We start from the raw sequence: 18,305 nt of genomic DNA on the forward strand, positions 1-18,305 counted from the left end.
TAAAATCAAAACTCAACTATCCCCTTACTACAAATATAACTTATTGATTTAATTATTATTGGTTACCCTTCTTTAAAGTACGTGCTAAAATCTCTTTTTTCCACTTCACTGCTTTACCTATCCTATACGGTTTTGGATATAGTCCTTGAAGCACCCAATTGCGAATTATTGTTGTGGATACGCTAAAAAGCTGTGCACATTCATGGTTGCGATATGTCTATCAGCTATTATTAAAAATCATCTCATTTAGCTTTAGTGAAGGACTTTTTCCTTATTTTTTTATATTACATAAATGGGTGGAGATGCTGGGAGGAGAAAGTCTCCCCATAACTTCAAGCGAATTTTGTCAAAATCCTTTGCATCTCTTCTGCTATTGCTCCTAAAAAGATTTCAACAGCTTGATTGATTTGTTTAAGATGTTGCGAAAAGGTAGCCAATACAACACCAGACAAAGATGCCACCATTGTCCCCGAACGCTCCACAAAACACTTCATATGAAAGAAGACGAAGGCGTTATTCATATGAAAAGAAAATACATGAAACATAACTCATCGTTCAAGTTTATTACAAGACAATATTCTTTACAAAACTATCAAATAGCATTGGTCTATATGTTGAATATGCTCTAATGATATATTGTTTCAGTTGGAAACAGACTACTAAGAGAGGGAGAAAATATTCATTATGTTTTATGTAATAGTTTATTTCACATCATTCATAAAGGTATGTTTTTAAGTAAATTAAGCAATTAGAGAAAAAAATAAAGCATGATTAAATTAATTATAGCTTTTTTGATTAAATATGTATAATACATTATGTGTTAAGTATGTTGATTCTAAGATAATTGGTAGATGTATAATGCTTGATTATAATATCTCTTTTTGTTTTTATAAAAATTTCTACTACGTAAGTTATAGATTATATAATTATTTAAAAACCAATATCTATTATTTTTTCAATTATTACATTTCTTACTTTTATTGAAAAGAACTTGTCTTCACTAGAGATATTGGAAAATATTGATTTTTCAAGTAAAATTCCTTTAAATCATTCTAGATCAACTATTAGAGTTTGTGAATGGAGTTTCGTTGATTATAAATTTGGTTTATTAAAAGTTCTTGTCTTTTAAACAGAGAGGAGATCAATTACTGAAAAATAATAGTGATTAGCGCAATTTTTGCTCCAACAAAAAAACGATATGAGTTTTTACGGGGCCTATTATAGTAATTTTAGTGTTATGAGACCCTTTCAATGTTTCGTTTTTTTAATGAGTAAATATAAGTTTTTAATTCATATCCTGCTTTTTGTAGGTTTTTTTATAGGATAGAATAATGCGAAAAATATCAAAAGAAGGGCTTACACTGATTAAGCAATTGGAAGGCTTACGTTTACAAGCCTATGAAGATTCCGGTGGTGTATGGACAATTGGTTATGGACATACAAGTGCAGCTGGTGCACCAGCTGTCCATAAAGACATGCAAATTACGGAAAAAGAGGCTGAAAAAATCCTTTATCAAGACTTGAAAGAATGTGAAGCCGTTGTTGAAAAAGCCGTTATCGTTCTTTTAAACGATGAACAATTTGCAGCATTAGTATCATTTTGCTATAATGTAGGAATAACAGCCTTTTGTAATTCTACACTTTTAAAAAAGCTCAATAAAGGTGAATATGAAGCAGTACCGGCAGAATTGCAAAAATGGACAAGAGTAGGAGGAAAACGTATCCAAGGTCTTGTTAATCGTCGCGCAGCCGAAGCAGGATTATGGGCAAAAGGGGCTCACGTTGCTCCCAATTATCATGTAGTAGAATCAGAAGGTGTAACAGGTATTTGTAAAATAGAAGCTCTTGCACCAATCATAGGTTCTTTTTCAGGGCTTGGAGGACTTTTTGCGGGAAATGGTCCTGTTCAATGGGTTTTAGCAGGTATTATGGTTTTAGCAGCTTGTACAGCTATGGTCTATATTGCTAAACGCTTTCAGGAACACCGTCTATGATCTTATGGATAAAAAAATATCTGACAATGACGTCAGCGATCATAGCAGCTTTTCTTATAGCTTTAGTGAAAGCCTTTTTCCTTGGAAAAAAAGTTGAGAAACAAAAGCAAACAAATGAAACTTTCAAGATAGCAAAAACACGGCTTGAGGTAGAAAATGAAATTAACAAGAAAAGTGATGCTGATGTGCGCACTAAGCTTTCTAACTGGTTGCGCGACGAATGAACGAACTTCTTGTATTGGATGGCTGCCCATTTATCTGAATCGACAAGATATCAATGTCATTAGTCCGAATTTGGCGAGAGATATTCTAAAACATAACGAACAAGGTGAACGTTTATGTGGTTGGAAACATAAACAGAAAATAAAATGAGATCATTGCCTTCTTTAAAAATATCACTGTCATATCTTGCAAGCTCACGCGCTTCTTTTAAAGAAAGTTTGTAATAGGATAATATATTGATTTATATGTATAATTTAGCGTTATTCATATTGAATTAGAACCTTAAGTATAGTAAAATTCTCTTATTTCAAATCTGTTCATGATAAATCAATCAAAACTATTCACTTTCATGTCACAAACAAGATGAATGTGTGAGTAAAAAACACTGAAAGAAAAGAGTAAAAATACCTCTTTATGAATCTGTTTAAATAGAAGGGCTGTCGCAATGTTGATCAATAGAATAACAATGCTGACTTGTTCATAACAAAGAGTAAATAGTCCATACAATTGCAATTTGAAGTGATTATTTTATAATTATTCTAAAGGGGGAGAGTATGGCTGATGCAACCTATAAATCGGATGTTCATGATGTAATTTATGCTCCTGATCAGTATCTTAAAATACTTGAATTCATTAGAAAAGCAAAATCCGGTCATACAACGGCAATTCCCTTCTATATTGATTGTATAATATCTTATACAAATATTTCTTCAAATAAACCCAATGCGTATTTATGATCTCCATCGCAATTGATATATTCAAAGTAAAGGACATAACGGTTGAAATATTGTATATTATATTATCAGAAATGGGATATTTTGATCCTAAACTTTTTGATACTTATTTATAATTTAGTTCAGATTTTATTGGCCATGTAACCCAAAAAGTCCCTAGAATTGAGCAAAATACGGATTCTCTTAGCCATGATTTATATGACTTTTTCTGGACAGCTTAATTCTCAATCTTACCGTGCGTTCGTGCTTCTTGGCGATGGAAAAATGATAGAGGAATCTGTTTGGGAGACTGTACTTTTTTCAGCATATTATACACTCAGCCATCTCATTGCGATTGTTGATAGAAATCGGCTTCAAATTACGGATAAAACAGATGCCTTAATGAAAAAAGAACTCTTCACAGATCAATTTACAAGTTTTAGATGGCATATTGTAAAAATTAATGGACACGATATAACATAGATTAAAAAGGGCGTTAGGATTACTTTCATTTTATAAAGATAAACCAACAAGCTATATTTATGAATACATTAAAGAGATATGGTATTTCCTCAATGGAAAATGATATAAACTGACATCATAAAGTTTCAATAAATGAGAAATATAATATTTCTGTCAATGAAATTGAAAAAAATTCAATTTATGAGAGAATGCGTTTGTATACTCCTCATCATGACAGCACAAACTTCTATGAAATTTTTCAACCTTGAAGATCTTAATAAGATTCTTAATAAAATAGCGCAATTTGATAAGGATATTACTGTTTTTACGGCGGATTCAAGAATATCTGGACAAATTGATCAATTTGCAAAATGATCTCTAGAATATATTGTAAAAGCTGGAATTGCCAAACCAAATTTAATCGGCGTTGCAGCGGCTCTTGCCTCCTGTGAAAAAAAACATTTGTTGTTTCGCTGGCTTGTTTTTTGACAACACGTGCACTTAAACAAATAAAAACAGATGTTGTTTCTTGTGAAAACCCTGTTTAACTGATTGGCATTAGCGCTGGTATTCATTATAGGCCACTGAGAGCTACACATCATGCTATTTCTGATTTTTCTTCTCTTTGTACTATTATGAACATACACATCATTACTTCTGCCAATAATAAAAAAACAAAAGCTGCAATTTTTTCTACTCTCAGTCTTCCTATAACCCGTTTATATACATTGAGAAAAGCGCGCTGTTAAAAATATTCATAATGATGCTTTAAAAATCGCTATTCATAAAGCTTTTGTTATAAAAAAGAGAAAAGATATTCTCTTCCTTGCTACTGAAGAGACTCACTAGATTTGTCTTGATGCCGCTGAAGAACTCTAAAATTATAAAATTGTATCAACGGTTATAAGTGTAGCAATAACTCGACTTTTAGATAATATATCTGCGTTAGAGTTATGTAAATGCTATAAATCTGTAGTTATTTGTGAAGAAAATTATATCAATAGAAGGCTTGCAGTTGTAATGACTATACCGTTTATGGAACAAAACATTAAATGCCAATTTGTATCATTTAAGATACCAAATAAGCCTATCTGCAATGAAAACTGACTAAAGGTTTTAACACATTATGGAATCAATAAAGGAAGTATAACAAAAGTAATATTAGAAATTACATAATATACACAAAATATTAAACTATTCTCTAATATGCTCACCAGTTCAAAAACATCATAAATCATTAAGGATGCAAGAAAATAAGACAGGTAAGCCTATTAAGTCGCGCAGCTTTGCTCATAGTAAATGAGCTTTTCTAAAAACAGTACACTTTCATTGCTTAAAAACGTACTCCATAAAAAACAATATCATATCCATATAATAATATTATTCAATAAACTTAATATAGATAATATATAGATTATAGAAATATTATTTATTAGATCAATTTTTTATTATAATTATAGATTATAATAATACATATTGACATTTTTAATAATTTTATTTATATACCATAATTAATATTATTCCATATTTAATTAAAACTAAATGAAGTTTATAAATTTTCGTTTTATGCTAATATGGAAAAGAAGTAATTAATGTTTTTATATAGGAGGGAAAAATGCTTACAGCATTATTTATATCTATTTTTTCTATATCAACAGTTGTTTTACCTTTAATATCAGCGCTTGTTCCTTTTTATCCATAGAATGAGCTTTTAATAAAGTAAATAAAAAATATATACAAAGTTATTTGTGTTTTTTCTATGTTGATTATTATTAAGCTTTTTTCTTTATTATTGTAGTGATTGAGTATTTTCTGTGATTTTATAGAAGAGATGTTTTAGCTTTTCTATTTAATGCTTATGGTCAACATATCTGTAAAATACACAATTATGTTCATCTATAAAAAGACTTTCTTTCTCTAAAAGCAGTATATTATACTGCTTTTAGAGCTTAAAAATATCTGTATTCACTAAACTCTTGCGTGTAATATCTTTGATTGTCTGAGTACCGGTGAGTGTCATAGCTACCCGCATTTCGTTGGCAAAAAGATCAAGGAGATGCATAACACCTTTCTTACCAGCTGCTGCAAGCGCATAAACAAAAGCACGGCCAATCATAACAGCATCCGCACCTTGTGCTATCATGCGTACAACATCAAGACCAGAACGAACACCAGAATCCGCTAAAATAGTCAAATGATCCTTTACAGCATCTGCAATTTCAGGCAACGCTCGTGCTGTTGATAATACACCATCAAGCTGGCGTCCACCGTGATTGGAAACAACAATACCATCAGCACCAAACCGTACGGCTTCTCGCGCATCTTCTGGATCAAGAATACCTTTCAGAATCATTTTTCCTTTCCAAAAATCGCGAATCCATTGTAGATCATGCCAACCAATTGAGGGATCAAAATTGGCACCAAGCCAACCAACATAATCATCCAATGCAATCTTCTTTTTGAGATAAGTGGAAACATTTCCAAGATCATGAGGGCGCCCCATAACACCAACGTTCCAAGCCCAATGTGGATGCGTAAAAGCTTGTAAAAAACGGCGTAATCCAGCATAAGGACCAGACATCCCTGAATGCGCATCACGATAACGTGCACCAGGAATAGGCATATCAACTGTAAAAACCAACGTGCGTACACCAGCTAACCAAGCCCGCTCTAGTGCATCACGCATGAAGCCACGATCTTTGAGAACATAAAGTTGAAACCAAAATGCATCTCCAACCACTTTCTGAACTTCCTCAATGGAACAAACTGAAACCGAAGATAGCGTAAAAGGGATCCTTTTTACTGCCGCAGCACGCGCTGCTTTTACCTCACCACGACGTGCATACATGCCCGTTAGCCCAACAGGTGCGAGCACAATCGGTAGACCAAGTGTCTGATCAAAAAGCTTGATTGAAAGATCAACTTCACCAACGTGGCATAGAATCCTTTGACGCAGTGCAAGTGCTTGAAGATCTGTACAATTACGTCGCATCGTTTCTTCAGCATAAGCCCCACCATCAATATAGTGAAAAAGAAAGGGGGGAAGACGACGCTTTGCTGCCTTACGATAATCAAATGTTGAAGAAATAATCATTGATGGCACCATTATTCCTGAATCAAAAGGGAAGATACCCTAAAATGCATAAAAAAAACCGTGTACCTTCCTCTTCAATGTTCTCCCAAAACCCTCTATTGAATTGATAAAGGTAACAGAAATTGCACTTTTCTAAAAAAACTAATTGATAAAAACAACGTCTTTATTTCTCTTTTCCCAATTTAAAATCTCATAGTATAGGAGCAGCATTAATACCGTACCCACTTATACATTGTTCATATACAGTTGAAATGTTATACTCTCTTTAAACAAATACCTCTTCGTGAGCAATTGCTTTACAACTTAGTGCGTTGTCATTTAAAGTAGTTTTTCCCTCCAAAGAGTCCTTATCGTTTATAAAAATAGAAAGTCTATACTCATTAAAGATAAACCATACCCCCCCCCAAAAGATGAAAAAAACCTTTAATTAATACTTTAAATAAAGTTGTCGCGTACATCTAAAAATCTTCTCATATCAATATTCAAAACTGAAACCTGTTACTTGTCATGAAAGTTTATAAAAATATACCGTGCCTAATTTACATAAAGTGTAAAAAACTTTTAATGTTCATACTCATCTAATGTTCATACTCATGAAATGCTTTACCTTTAGTTAAAGCATTTTCTAGCGATATTATATCTTGAGGCTATAAATGTCTTTCTAAAATTAGAACACTATTCATTAAAAAAATTATTCCTGAACTGCCGTGAAAAACTTATTTATCTTCTTTTAATGATAATTTTTATACAAAATAAAATATACTGGCCACTTAAGCTTAAAAAAAAATGAAGCAAAGTGCAACATCCAGTCTTGCTTATTTTCTTTGAAAAGCAAGCAATCCTCTGTTATGTCGAATCAGTAAATTATTGATTTATTATCACAATACATATGCATGACATATTGAATAAAAATTGACTACAGCCAAATTCTTTCATTTTAGATTTTTTCATAATAAAATAAGCAAAACTATTCTTTTCCGCATCATAAACGAGAATTTATATGGATAAAAACGCTTGAAAAAAGAAATAAAGCCTCTCTTATCCTCTCAAATACAAAGCCCTAATCTTGAAAACTGAAAATAGAATGCATAACGCCGGTTTTTTTAAGAACAAAAACTTTTCTTTTATTCACAATATATTTCCTGCGTATATGTTATCAAAATTCGTGGTTTCCAACTCATTTAAAATGCTTAGACAACTTTAAACCCTGTGCTTGATAATGTGATCCAACATCATGTCCATAAAGGGTTGAGGGCCGATTAAGCATATGTTCATAGACCAAACGGCCAATCATTTGACCATGCTCTAAGATAAAAGGAACTTCATGGCTCCGCACTTCTAAAACCGCTCTTGCTCCTTTTCCACCCGCTTCCATATGCCCAAATCCTGGATCAAAAAAGCCTGCATAATGCACCCTAAACTCACCAACTAAAGGATCAAAAGGAGTCATTTCTGCGGCATAAAGCGGAGGCACATGAACAGACTCTCGTGAAACTAAAATGTAAAACTCATCAGGATCAAGAACTAGCTCTCTTTGATCTCGATCAAAAAGAGGTTCCCAAAAATCTAAAACGTGAGCAACGGCGCGTTTATCAATATCAATAACGCTTGTATGATGTTTACCACGATAACCTATAAGCCCGTTTTCATCTCCCTTTAAATTAATGGAAAGTCCAATACCATCAGCACTAATATTAGGAAGATCTTCCGATATCAGTGTTTCTTGCCTTTGCAAAGTGTGCAACTCAATTTCATTTAAATAACTTTGCCCTTTTCTAAACCGAAGCTGTGATAAATGTGAGCCAGTACGTACCAAAATTGGAAATGTTCGTGGACTAACTTCCAAATAAAGTGGACCATGATAACCAGCACAAATTTTATCAAATTCCTGAGCATTATCCGTAATGACACGTGTAAAAACATCTAATCGCCCCGTAGAACTTTTGGGATTGGCAACAGCAGATAAAAATTCTGGTAAAGCTAAAGTTTCCAAAAGAGGAACAATATAAACACACCCCGTTTCTAAAACGGCTCCGTCTTGTAAATCAAACTCATGCAACTTTAACCGTTCAAGCTTATCCAAAACTTTTGCATCAGAACCCGGCATAAAAGAAGCACGTATACGATAAGCTTTCTCCCCTAAACGAAGATCAAGGCTTGCTGGTTGTATTTGAGATCTATCAAATGGATACTGAGCCTTGAGAAAGTTATTATCAATCAAAGCTTGTATATCACTATCTGCTAAAATACCGCTTATACGCGCCATATATATTGCCTTCCCTTTTTACTGTATTTCTTTTTGACCTAGATGATCCGTTGGTGCAAGCCATTTTTAAGGTGATAAAAACTATTTTTTTGTTTTTTCAAACTGATTTGTTAACATAAAATAAAATACTTTGAATAATGAAGAACATTTTGTCTCTCTTTAAAAGTAAACAAGAGGTGTTGTAAAAATAATATTTTCATGCTCTCTTATTCTTGAATGTCGCGCAAATGGTGTTATCATAATTTCTTATAGAACCCTTAAGATTCCTGTTAGAATTTATTATGATTATACGCCATCTTAGCGAAAATATTATTAATCAAATCGCCGCTGGTGAAGTTATTGAACGACCAGCAAATGTTGTCAAAGAACTTGTTGAAAACGCTATTGATGCTGGTGCAACGCGCATTGAAATCATTACAGCAAATGGTGGAAAAAATTTTATCAAAGTTAGTGATAATGGTTGTGGGATTCCTGCAGATCAGTTAACTCTAGCAGTTTCTCGCCATTGTACCTCAAAGATTACCGATGATGTACACAATATCTGCTTCCTTGGGTTTAGAGGAGAAGCCCTCCCCTCTATTGGTTCCGTTGCGAAACTTAAACTCACTTCACGAACAAAAAATGCTGAGAGCGCTGCTGAAATTTCCGTTACTGCAGGAAAAATTGTAGGTCCCAAGCCAGCTGCTGCAAATCCTGGAACAATTGTTGAAGTTCGTGATCTTTTCTTTGTCACACCAGCACGATTAAAATTTATGAAAACTGATCGGGCTGAAACAAGTGCTATTAGCGATATGATTAAGCGAATTGCTATCGCATTTCCACATATCCGCTTTTCTCTTTCAGGACTAGACAGAACATCTATAGAACTGTCTGCTACAGAAAATAATACTCAAGGACAATTACAACGTATTACGCAAATTATGGGAAAAGAATTCGCCCCTAATAGCATTGCGCTGAATGCTGAACGCGAAGCAGTGCGCTTAACGGGTTTTGCTTGTTTGCCATCTTTTAACCGAAATAACAGCCTACATCAATTTGCTTATGTTAATGGGCGTCCCGTGCGTGATAAATTTCTATGGAGTGCACTCCGAGGTGCTTATGCTGATGTCATGCCCCGTGATCGTTATCCTGTCGCTATTCTTTTTATTGATCTCCCACCTGCGGAGGTAGATGTTAATGTCCATCCAGCCAAAGCTGATGTACGATTCCGTGACCCAGGATTAATTCGTGGTTTGATCGTTGGAGCTATTCGTGAAGCATTGCAGCAATCTGGTATTCGTCCGACTTCAACCCGTTCTGAAGCAACGCTAGCTGCATTTCAAATACAACAACCATTGGCACAACAACCATCAGGCAATTTTAAGAACACTCACCAGTTCTCTTCTTATAGCCCACAGCCTCATCATTTTACCAGCGCTTCAATGGTTCACAAACCCTTAGATATTACTAGTTCTTTTGGTTTAAAAGAAGATGCTACTCCTATTATGGAGGGCTTAAATATACCAAGTGGAGATGCATACATTCCAAGCACGATACCTTCATCAGAAGAGTTATCTTATCCACTAGGAGCGGCCAGAGCACAAATTCATAAAAACTATATTATCGCCCAAACACAAGATAGTTTGATCATTGTCGATCAGCATGCAGCTCATGAACGATTAGTTTATGAAGCACTCAAAAATGCACTTTATTCCAAACCACTTCCTTCACAGTTATTACTTATTCCTGAAATTGTAGAACTCTCTGAAGAGGATGCAACATGCCTTTTAACGCATAAAGATGCTTTGCAAAAATTTGGATTAGGCATAGAACCATTTGGACCAGGAGCAATTGTTGTGCGTGAAACCCCTTCCATGTTAGGAGAGATAAACATCCAAGCTCTTATTAAAGATCTTGCAGATGAAGCCGCTGAGTATGATACAACAAACAATTTAAAAGCAATGCTTGATTATGTTGCAGCAACGATGGCTTGTCACGGCTCAATACGGTCAGGGCGTCTTTTACACCCCGAAGAAATGAACACACTATTACGACAAATGGAAGCAACACCTAATACAAGTACATGTAATCATGGACGCCCTACTTATATTGAACTCAAATTGGCAGATATAGAACGGCTTTTTGGTAGAAAATAAACTCTTAACCATTTTGACAAGAAAAATATCTTTAAATTTACTCTCGACTTTATAATATATTTTATGGCACTTTTTTGAATCTCTTGTATCAAGTAAAAAGGAATTATAATGTTTTCCAATGGTGAACGCGAAGCAAAAATTCATTATTCTAATAACGGATATGACATTATAGAATATGGTACCTATACCATTTGTGCTGTTAGCGGGCAAAAAATCCTTATAGATGATTTAAAATATTGGAATCATCACCGCCAAGAAGCATATGCTAGTTGTGAAATCTCCTATCAGCGCGAACTTGAGTGCAACCCATATCTTAAGCAATTGTTAAAAACAACAGAAAAATAAATCCTCGAAAGCTATAAATTTAGCCTTTGCTTTTTAAATAAGAAAATTCAAGGGAACGTTTTCTAAAGCGGGTCATAACCTCCTCAAGGACCATACGACAAAAATCTTTTTGAACAAAATCAACATTCACATCAAAGACAATAAGATTTTTCAAATCTTTTTTCGTATGAATTGTCTGTATACGAATATAATCTTTAGCTGTTGTTGCTAGCCATAAATTGTGCATTTTAGCCTTTTGTATAAGGCTATGTAAATTTTCATCTGTGAAAAAATAGTGGTCTGGATACATGTAAGTTTGCACTACATGACCAGACAGTTCTTTAATAGATTTAAAAAATTTATCTGGATTGCCAATACCGGCAAATGCCAAAAATGATTTTCCTGCAACTTCATCAGAGGCACTGGCTTTAAGATGAGCACGATATAAAGGCTTTCCAGTACGAGAAACAAGAAAAACAACATTATCAAGCACATCTGAGTGACCAATCAATAAAACACTATCCATAAAAGAAAACTGCGTTTTTAATGGCACGCGCAAAGGTCCAGCTGGAAAGACAGCTCCATTACCGAAACCGCGCATCGCATCAACAACGAGTAACGAATAATCCATATAAAGACGGCGACTTTGAAATCCGTCATCCATTAAAATAAGATTACATCCCTCTTGCTTAAGCCGTTGTGCCGCTGCATAACGATTAGGTGATACAGCTACAAAAGCATGCCGTGCAAGTAAAAGTGCTTCATCTCCGACCTTATGTGGAGTATCATATTTCTCATTTACAAGATGTACCCCTTTAACTGATCCACCATAACCACGTGATACAACACCAGGAACAAAACCAAGTTCTTTAGCCACTTTGGCAAAAGCAATAACAACTGGTGTTTTACCCGCACCACCACATGTAAAATTTCCAATACACAAAACTGGAAGATCAATCACGGGAGGCTGTCTTGCCATAAAACGACGTGAAAAATAACCATAACCCCATGAAATTGGAGTTAATAAAAAACGCAAAAAGCTTTTATTTTTCCACCAAAAATGAGGCGCATTAATATGCATATCCACCCTGACGCTGACGTAAACCCGTTTGTATTACAAGGGGTTGTAAAAATGGATCTAAAATCTTTAATGTGCGCTCAAGTGCACCTGCCATACCTGTTGCCACTTCATGAGCCTTATCAACCATTTCTTGTCGCAATGTTTCATTTGTTAAAAGCCTATACACCTGAATAGCAAGCTGTTTTGTATCTTGAACCATATATGCTGCATCACGCGTTAAAAATTGTTCAAACATCTCTTGAAAATTTGAAACATGAGGCCCCGTCAAAATAGCAGAGCCAAATAAAGCCAACTCCAATGGATTGTGTCCACCATTTCCACATAACGACTTACCAACGAAAGAAACTTTCGATAAGCGAAGAAAAAGTCCCATTTCTCCAATTGTATCTCCCCATAAAATATCGGTATTCATGTTTGGAACAGCATCTCTACTCCTACGAATAAAATGCAAACCCTTATCGTCGCATTTTCTGATAAGATCTTCTGAACGTTCAGGATGACGCGGTACAATAATTGTTAATAAATCTGGCAAATAATTTTTAACAATCTTATGGACCTCAAAAGCAATCTCCTCTTCTCCTTCATGCGTTGAAACAGCTGCCCAAACTGGACGATTGCCGATAGCACTACGATAACGTGTAAGCAATGCTTGATTTTCAACCAGTAAAACATCAGCCTTGAGATTACCAGAAAACGTAACAGATTTTACGCCCAGTGTATGGTAATAAGCTACATCTCTTTCGGTCTGACCAATCGCCAAATCAACATCCTTAAAAATATGTTTGGCAAGAATACGCCGTTTTTGCCAAGATTTAAAAGAACGTTCAGACATATGGGCATTAACCAAAATCTGCGGAATACGCATTTTGGCAAGTTCTTTAATACGGAGAGGCCAAATTTCTGATTCACAAATCAAGACGAGATCAGGCTTCCAATGACGAATAAAACGCTGCACTGCAAAATCTAAATCCAAAGGAGCATATTGATGAATCAACCGATGACCAAAATGTTTTTTTACAAGAGTGGAAGATGTCACCGTCCCAGTTGTTAGTAATACATTGATTTTTAATGATAAAATATAATTAATAAGTGGAAAAAGCGCAAGTGTTTCTCCAACACTTGCTGCATGCAACCAAACTAACGAACCTTGGGGACGGGCATGAGAACTTTTGCCTAAACGCTCTTTTTTGCGACACCACTCTTCTTTTCCACGGATAGAACGAAAAAATAAATAAAAAGGAATAACAGGACATAAGCAAAAACCAATTATTCGATAGGTTAAAAGAGCCGCATGTGCCTTTAATTCTACCATTTAAAATCACCTCATCTAGCTATTTTGAGATATCTATATGCTTATTTTGTTAAAAAATTCATCAACACTATTGGGTGCATCAATTATTTTAAATACCATCCGTATCTTGGATAAAAAACGCTTCCCCCATGAGAAAATTCAATACATAAAGGACAAAAAAACGCAATTTTATCGCCATATTTTTTTAAAACTTTCCTATAAAGATAACATATGCACATCATTTGAATCTCTTTTAATGAAATTTTGTCACTTATATCGATTTTATCACTTCATTCTGCACCCTATAAACAATCTTACTCAAAAATAACAAAACTACAATTCAGTTGATTGTAATTTTGAAAATATAAATGATAAGCCTATGACATAGATTGTATCAATTTTTTCAACTCACTGAATAAATATTTCTTATGATTTTAGAGAGACTTTGAATTTTGCACGTTGGTATTTTAGAGAAAAAACTTATTTTTAAATATGTTAGATGTTGTCAATTTTTCAAAAAAAACAACAGACATTACAACCTGTATAAATACAACAAATAAAATATGTTTAAGCGGTAGCTCAATCTTTATGATTTTATCCCAATGCAGCAGCATGTTTAAAACAAAATTGAGGCGGTTCAATGCAGTACGAGCTACTCCAAGCTTTTGTATGCCAGATAGGGGCAAGTGTATTGTGTATCTCTGTTTGGGTAATCTCTGAAACGTGAAAATAGCCTAATTTAGGGAGAATATGAAAACGTAAAGGTGCAAACCAGTTTCCATCTTTACCATCATTTTTTAATTCAGCTTTAGGATTTTCAAAAGTATCTAGAGTAATGTCTTTTCAATAATGGAGATTACGCATTGCTTCATGCTTTTGTTTTTCACGTTCTTTAATAGAGTCACGTCCGTTATAAAGAACAAAACGCCCCAAACAAATAATACACTTGAGTTGCATATTCCCAGGCTTTTTTAAAGAAACATACCCCAACGCCCGCTCCCAAGCCCGTTTCACAACGACTCCCATGAAAGGCATAGCGTAAAATCTATTGAGCCTTTACGCTTGTTGCAATAGCACACCGGCATCATCACACTATTTTTCAACTCCTAATGTCGTGACAACCCTTAGCTCCTAAGACGGTTCATTATAGGCATTTTTGCTCCTTTCTTAAACAATTTTTATTCATATGTTGGCCCCACTTGTGATGTGCAAACACGTGATTTTGATTGATTCAACATAAACAAGTTTGGAATGAGAAAAATCTACGATATTCGGGACTCTCACCCAACTTGCAAAACGATAAATTATATATATAAATCAAATTACTATACCGATAAATTATATATATAAAACTAATCTTTAAACAAAAATTTTGCAAAATATAGAGCTATCATTTTAAATTGTGAAATATAATCTTGTTTAATAGAGAATTTCTTAAAAGTATTAAAACAATTTGAATAAGAGTTTTCAAAACTTTAAATCCTCTCTTTTGAAAAGAAAGCGCAATATATTATTCCTTTTAAGATTGTATATTATCAACATAAAATGATTAACTTATAGATTATAGCTTTAAACAAATACTCAAAAAAACTTATAAGGTAAATTAACTGCAGAAATCTATTTAGTTTCTCTAAATTTCTAATTTTGGTAAGCTTCTAATGACTTTCATGGTTTCTAAGCTTATAGTAATAATTCGTTGAAACAATTCTCATGGATAAGTAAAGTTGCCAACGTTCTCAACAGAGCAGTGATTGGCATCATTAGTAATGTTATGCTTTTTATCAGCCGTAACTAACGCATTAATGTCTTATACCTCATTCAAGCGCAGAGTGACTATTCACACCTATAATTATGAACTTTGAGAAAAACCTGTCATGATAATATTGCTGTTGTAAATAGGTTGATAGAAACTGTCTTGCATTTTTATTAAGCGTAAAGATGGTGGTGCAATAATGGATTTTATACCTTGCACAGACACTATTATGAAATGGGCTTGGGTGTTTTGGGAGATGTTTTCTTAAGAAAACATATGAATTTTAAACAACAAGCATATTCTTTTTTACGGCATTCTATTTTACCCAAAGAACGTACCTATGAAAAGGACGACTAAACAAAAGCATGAAGCAATCTACAGGTTATAATGACCCAATATTCAAGCTTTATTCTGCATCGCCTAACTCAGCATCAAGAAACTGATGCAAATCTACAATGTAATAACGTTGTAATGCATTATCTACACTGCTTTGTGCTTTTGCCTGCCATGCTTCTTGAGCGGATTGATAATCTGAGAAAATACCAACCACATCTAAATCATCAGGATTCTTAAATTGATTACTGTTAAGATTTTTTAATTCCCCACCAAATACAAGATGTAAATATTGTTTTTTTTCGTTGGTTTCAGTCATATGTGCCTCCATATCATTTAGATTATTTTAGCGCGCTTTTACATGATTAAACTAACTTTGTTTGACGAACAACATCTATCATATCTTGACAGCAATTATTTTTACCAGCAATTAAAAGTCCATACTGGTAAGGTTCAATTCCATAAGATAGTAAAGGAGCATCAAGCGATAAAAAACACCCTCCACACTCCTGCAAAATAAGATCAGCAGCGGCAATATCCCATTCATGACAATTCGGACGAACTAATACGATATCAATTTCATCTTGAGCAACAAGAACAATACGATAAGCAAGAGAAGGAAGATAATGGTAAAGACTGACTTGATTGAGAAAATCATCTGGTAATTTTTGTGCGAGCGATTTATCAAGTGAAATTTTATATTTTCGATGAACCTGAAAGGCTAAACGAGGAAGTTTTATCCCATTTAATGTTGCCCCTCCACCCGTTACAGCTGTATAAACATCTCCTTGAGCCGGACATTGTAAAACGCCCACAATAGGACGCCCATTCTCAATAATAGCAACCGAAATACACCAATAAGGATTGCCAGAAAGAAAACCACGTGTTCCATCAATAGGATCAACGACAAAGGAGCGCTTATAATCTTGTTGTTCTCGATTATCTTTTGTTTCTTCTGAAATCCATCCATAATTTGGACGTGCTCCAAGAAGCTTCTCTTTCAAGAAATGATCGACAGCAAAATCTGCCTCACTGACCGGGGAATTACCTTCTTTAATCCAGACATCCAACGTGCATCCAAAATACCGCATTGCTAAATCTCCTGCCTCTCGACAAACGTCACGCAAAAGATTTAAATCAGAAGAATGATGCGTGTTATTTTCCTGCAAGTGTCATCCCTTCAATTAACAATGTTGGAGCTGCTGTACCATAACGCCGATCAATATCATTGGCAGGTGTTAAATGTGCTAACATATGAAGCAGATCAGAGCCTAGCGTTACTTCACTCACCGGATAAGCAATTTCACCATTTTCAATCCAAAAACCGGAAGCCCCACGACTATACTGACCAGTAATAAAATCAATGCCATGACCGAATAATTCGGTCACATAAAATCCATTTCGCAAATCTTTTATCATATCGCAAGGCGATACTAAACCCGGTTCAATAGCAAAATTTGTACTGGTCGGCTGCACTAATGATGCCGAACGCACACCGTGTCCATTTGTTTTAAGTCCCAATTCACGTGCTGTAGATGATGAAAGAAGCCAATTTTTTAAAATACCATTTTCAATAATATTGAGTGTTTGCCCCTCTACCCCTTCTCCATCAAAAGGATGAGAAGCATTTCCACGCAATCGCAAAGGTTGATCGGTTATATTAACATTAGGCTTCATCACTTCCTTGCCTAGGAAATTCTGTAAAAGACTCGTTTTTCGAGCCACAGAGGCTCCATTGACCATAGATGCGATATGCCCTGCAATTCCACGAGCCGTACGCGGATTAAAAATAACATCAACTCCTCCTGTTGCTGCACGAACGGCTCCCAAACGTCGAACTGCACCAAGCCCTGCATTCTTTCCCACAGTGTCTGCGGCCTCTAAATCAGAAAAATGTAAGGCTGTTGTATAGTCATAATCCCGCTCCATCTGGATTCCTTCACCCGCAAGAGCACTACAAGAACGTGAGAAGCAACTAGAGTGATAAGCTCCACAAAAACCATCGCTGGTCACAAGAATAAACCCACTACGGCCATAAGCTGTTGCAGCGCCACCAGAATTGCTTACTCCTTTAACATCAAGAGCTGCTGCTTCCGTTTTTAAAGCATCTTCTGTTAAAAAATGACTGCTTGGTACAAAATCATCAAAAAGATCAAGATCTTTAGGGTTCTTAACCAAACACTCTTTATCAGCCAAACCTTCAAATAAACTATCGGGAGAAGCTTTGGCCATTGCAATAGCACGTTCTGCAAGTTCTTGCGGATAAGACGCTAGATTAGCAGAAACACTTGCTACTTTTTTTCCAACAAAAACCCTTAGAGTAAAATCATTGCTCTCTGCAGATTCTGTCGATTCGACTTTCCCAAAACGAACAGATACACTGGTGGAATGTGCATGAACAATAACAGCATCAGCAGCATCGGCCCCAGAACGCCTTGCTGCTTCAACCAATGAAACAGCTTTCTCAATCTGGTTCTTGTCAGTCATTATAGACTCCCTAAATTGTGTATTATGTACATTGATAAGTACTCTGACAAATTTATTAAATCAGAATACAACTCTTGTGTGTTCATTCATAAAATTATGCACATTTCATACATTCTTTTAATGCATTAAATCACTTCCCTTTTCGCTTCT

Annotated in this window: 17 protein-coding genes and 2 pseudogenes; 8 read left to right on the forward strand and 11 right to left on the reverse strand. The window is 34.9% G+C overall.

Translation table 11 applies throughout. From position 1 onward, the window contains the following. Positions 1-55: 55 nt before the first annotated feature. Positions 56-202, reverse strand: a pseudogene (locus ACFIMQ_RS04050) (helix-turn-helix transcriptional regulator); the annotation flags it as partial. A 130-nt stretch (positions 203-332) separates the two neighbouring features. Beyond that, positions 333-482 carry a hypothetical protein gene (locus tag ACFIMQ_RS04055; RefSeq protein ID WP_375616886.1) on the reverse strand — a complete coding sequence of 50 codons (150 nt, stop codon included), beginning with the start codon at positions 480-482 and terminating at the stop codon, positions 333-335. 849 nt (positions 483-1,331) lie between these two features. Here ACFIMQ_RS04055 and ACFIMQ_RS04060 point away from each other — a divergent pair. From ACFIMQ_RS04060 to ACFIMQ_RS04070, 3 genes are read left to right on the forward strand one after another with little or no spacing between them, the layout of a single operon-like run. After that, positions 1,332-1,994 carry a lysozyme gene (locus tag ACFIMQ_RS04060; RefSeq protein ID WP_375616887.1) on the forward strand — a complete coding sequence of 221 codons (663 nt, stop codon included), beginning with the start codon at positions 1,332-1,334 and terminating at the stop codon, positions 1,992-1,994. Beyond that, a complete protein-coding gene (locus tag ACFIMQ_RS04065; RefSeq protein WP_375616888.1) occupies positions 1,991-2,218 on the forward strand; it encodes a hypothetical protein in 228 nt (75 codons plus the stop codon). The genes ACFIMQ_RS04060 and ACFIMQ_RS04065 overlap by 4 nt, the downstream gene beginning before the upstream one ends. After that, complete coding sequence (locus ACFIMQ_RS04070; RefSeq protein ID WP_375616889.1) at positions 2,151-2,366, forward strand: hypothetical protein; 216 nt, start codon at positions 2,151-2,153, stop codon at positions 2,364-2,366. Before ACFIMQ_RS04065 ends, ACFIMQ_RS04070 begins: the two co-directional genes overlap by 68 nt. On the opposite strand, the pseudogene ACFIMQ_RS04075 reads toward ACFIMQ_RS04070, so the two are convergent. Beyond that, positions 2,356-2,436 (reverse strand): annotated as a pseudogene (locus ACFIMQ_RS04075) (DUF4102 domain-containing protein); the annotation flags it as partial. The gene ACFIMQ_RS04070 and the pseudogene ACFIMQ_RS04075 sit on opposite strands and share 11 nt — an antisense overlap. 334 nt (positions 2,437-2,770) lie before the next feature. Between ACFIMQ_RS04075 and ACFIMQ_RS04080 the strand changes: the two are divergent. From ACFIMQ_RS04080 to ACFIMQ_RS04090, 3 genes are all read left to right on the forward strand, one after another. Next, the gene (locus tag ACFIMQ_RS04080; RefSeq protein ID WP_375703454.1) at positions 2,771-2,953 is read left to right on the forward strand and encodes a hypothetical protein; all 183 of its coding nucleotides are present in this window, start codon (positions 2,771-2,773) and stop codon (positions 2,951-2,953) included. 186 nt (positions 2,954-3,139) lie between these two features. Beyond that, positions 3,140-3,412: a hypothetical protein gene (locus ACFIMQ_RS04085; protein ID WP_375703455.1), complete on the forward strand. Its 273-nt coding sequence runs from the start codon at positions 3,140-3,142 to the stop codon at positions 3,410-3,412. Between the two features lie 180 nt (positions 3,413-3,592). Then, positions 3,593-3,766 (forward strand): hypothetical protein, encoded by a 174-nt coding sequence (locus ACFIMQ_RS04090; protein ID WP_375703456.1) that lies wholly within the window; start codon positions 3,593-3,595, stop codon positions 3,764-3,766. Between the two features lie 1,567 nt (positions 3,767-5,333). On the opposite strand, the gene lldD is transcribed toward ACFIMQ_RS04090, so the two are convergent. Further along, complete coding sequence (lldD, locus tag ACFIMQ_RS04095; RefSeq protein ID WP_375616893.1) at positions 5,334-6,485, reverse strand: FMN-dependent L-lactate dehydrogenase LldD; 1,152 nt, start codon at positions 6,483-6,485, stop codon at positions 5,334-5,336. 1,177 nt (positions 6,486-7,662) lie between these two features. Then, on the reverse strand, positions 7,663-8,751 hold the full coding sequence (locus ACFIMQ_RS04100; RefSeq protein WP_375703457.1) for a 2'-deoxycytidine 5'-triphosphate deaminase: 1,089 nt from the start codon (positions 8,749-8,751) through the stop codon (positions 7,663-7,665). Between the two features lie 281 nt (positions 8,752-9,032). On the opposite strand from ACFIMQ_RS04100, the gene mutL reads away from it, so the two are divergent. Then, positions 9,033-10,886 carry a DNA mismatch repair endonuclease MutL gene (gene mutL, locus ACFIMQ_RS04105; protein WP_375703458.1) on the forward strand — a complete coding sequence of 618 codons (1,854 nt, stop codon included), beginning with the start codon at positions 9,033-9,035 and terminating at the stop codon, positions 10,884-10,886. A gap of 108 nt (positions 10,887-10,994) precedes the next feature. Continuing rightward, entirely contained in the window at positions 10,995-11,231 is a 237-nt protein-coding gene (locus ACFIMQ_RS04110) for a DUF2093 domain-containing protein (protein WP_375610836.1), read from the forward strand. A gap of 19 nt (positions 11,232-11,250) precedes the next feature. Here ACFIMQ_RS04110 and lpxK read toward each other — a convergent pair whose 3' ends face one another. From lpxK to ACFIMQ_RS04140, 6 genes are all read right to left on the reverse strand, one after another. Then, the gene (lpxK, locus tag ACFIMQ_RS04115; RefSeq protein WP_375616895.1) at positions 11,251-12,291 is read right to left on the reverse strand and encodes a tetraacyldisaccharide 4'-kinase; all 1,041 of its coding nucleotides are present in this window, start codon (positions 12,289-12,291) and stop codon (positions 11,251-11,253) included. Continuing rightward, a complete protein-coding gene (gene waaA, locus ACFIMQ_RS04120; RefSeq protein WP_375703459.1) occupies positions 12,281-13,603 on the reverse strand; it encodes a lipid IV(A) 3-deoxy-D-manno-octulosonic acid transferase in 1,323 nt (440 codons plus the stop codon). Before waaA ends, lpxK begins: the two co-directional genes overlap by 11 nt. Before the next feature lie 822 nt (positions 13,604-14,425). Then, positions 14,426-14,617, reverse strand: coding sequence for a hypothetical protein (locus tag ACFIMQ_RS04125; RefSeq protein WP_375703460.1), 192 nt, complete (start codon positions 14,615-14,617; stop codon positions 14,426-14,428). Between the two features lie 1,124 nt (positions 14,618-15,741). Continuing rightward, positions 15,742-15,987, reverse strand: a complete 246-nt coding sequence (locus ACFIMQ_RS04130) for a DUF4170 domain-containing protein (RefSeq protein ID WP_375616897.1) — start codon at positions 15,985-15,987, stop codon at positions 15,742-15,744. Positions 15,988-16,033: 46 nt separating this feature from the next. Beyond that, positions 16,034-16,837, reverse strand: coding sequence for a 3'(2'),5'-bisphosphate nucleotidase CysQ (locus ACFIMQ_RS04135; protein WP_375616898.1), 804 nt, complete (start codon positions 16,835-16,837; stop codon positions 16,034-16,036). Beyond that, the gene (locus ACFIMQ_RS04140; RefSeq protein WP_375703461.1) at positions 16,824-18,155 is read right to left on the reverse strand and encodes a TldD/PmbA family protein; all 1,332 of its coding nucleotides are present in this window, start codon (positions 18,153-18,155) and stop codon (positions 16,824-16,826) included. Before ACFIMQ_RS04140 ends, ACFIMQ_RS04135 begins: the two co-directional genes overlap by 14 nt. Positions 18,156-18,305: the final 150 nt, after the last annotated feature.

This window comes from Bartonella sp. AD13SXNS (assembly GCF_042196465.1).
Classification (GTDB): Bacteria; Pseudomonadota; Alphaproteobacteria; order Rhizobiales; family Rhizobiaceae; genus Bartonella.

Coding starts and splice junctions, on each gene's coding strand:
- ACFIMQ_RS04085 (WP_375703455.1), top strand. CDS start 3,140: ATGATTTATATGACTTTTTCTGGACAGCTTAATTCTCAATCTTACCGT.
- ACFIMQ_RS04125 (WP_375703460.1), bottom strand. CDS start 14,617: ATGCCTTTCATGGGAGTCGTTGTGAAACGGGCTTGGGAGCGGGCGTTG.
- ACFIMQ_RS04060 (WP_375616887.1), top strand. CDS start 1,332: ATGCGAAAAATATCAAAAGAAGGGCTTACACTGATTAAGCAATTGGAA.
- ACFIMQ_RS04130 (WP_375616897.1), bottom strand. CDS start 15,987: ATGACTGAAACCAACGAAAAAAAACAATATTTACATCTTGTATTTGGT.
- ACFIMQ_RS04065 (WP_375616888.1), top strand. CDS start 1,991: ATGATCTTATGGATAAAAAAATATCTGACAATGACGTCAGCGATCATA.
- ACFIMQ_RS04110 (WP_375610836.1), top strand. CDS start 10,995: ATGTTTTCCAATGGTGAACGCGAAGCAAAAATTCATTATTCTAATAAC.
- ACFIMQ_RS04140 (WP_375703461.1), bottom strand. CDS start 18,155: ATGACTGACAAGAACCAGATTGAGAAAGCTGTTTCATTGGTTGAAGCA.
- ACFIMQ_RS04080 (WP_375703454.1), top strand. CDS start 2,771: ATGGCTGATGCAACCTATAAATCGGATGTTCATGATGTAATTTATGCT.
- ACFIMQ_RS04090 (WP_375703456.1), top strand. CDS start 3,593: ATGAGAGAATGCGTTTGTATACTCCTCATCATGACAGCACAAACTTCT.
- ACFIMQ_RS04100 (WP_375703457.1), bottom strand. CDS start 8,751: ATGGCGCGTATAAGCGGTATTTTAGCAGATAGTGATATACAAGCTTTG.
- ACFIMQ_RS04070 (WP_375616889.1), top strand. CDS start 2,151: ATGAAATTAACAAGAAAAGTGATGCTGATGTGCGCACTAAGCTTTCTA.
- lpxK (WP_375616895.1), bottom strand. CDS start 12,291: ATGCATATTAATGCGCCTCATTTTTGGTGGAAAAATAAAAGCTTTTTG.
- lldD (WP_375616893.1), bottom strand. CDS start 6,485: ATGATTATTTCTTCAACATTTGATTATCGTAAGGCAGCAAAGCGTCGT.
- waaA (WP_375703459.1), bottom strand. CDS start 13,603: ATGGTAGAATTAAAGGCACATGCGGCTCTTTTAACCTATCGAATAATT.
- mutL (WP_375703458.1), top strand. CDS start 9,033: ATGATTATACGCCATCTTAGCGAAAATATTATTAATCAAATCGCCGCT.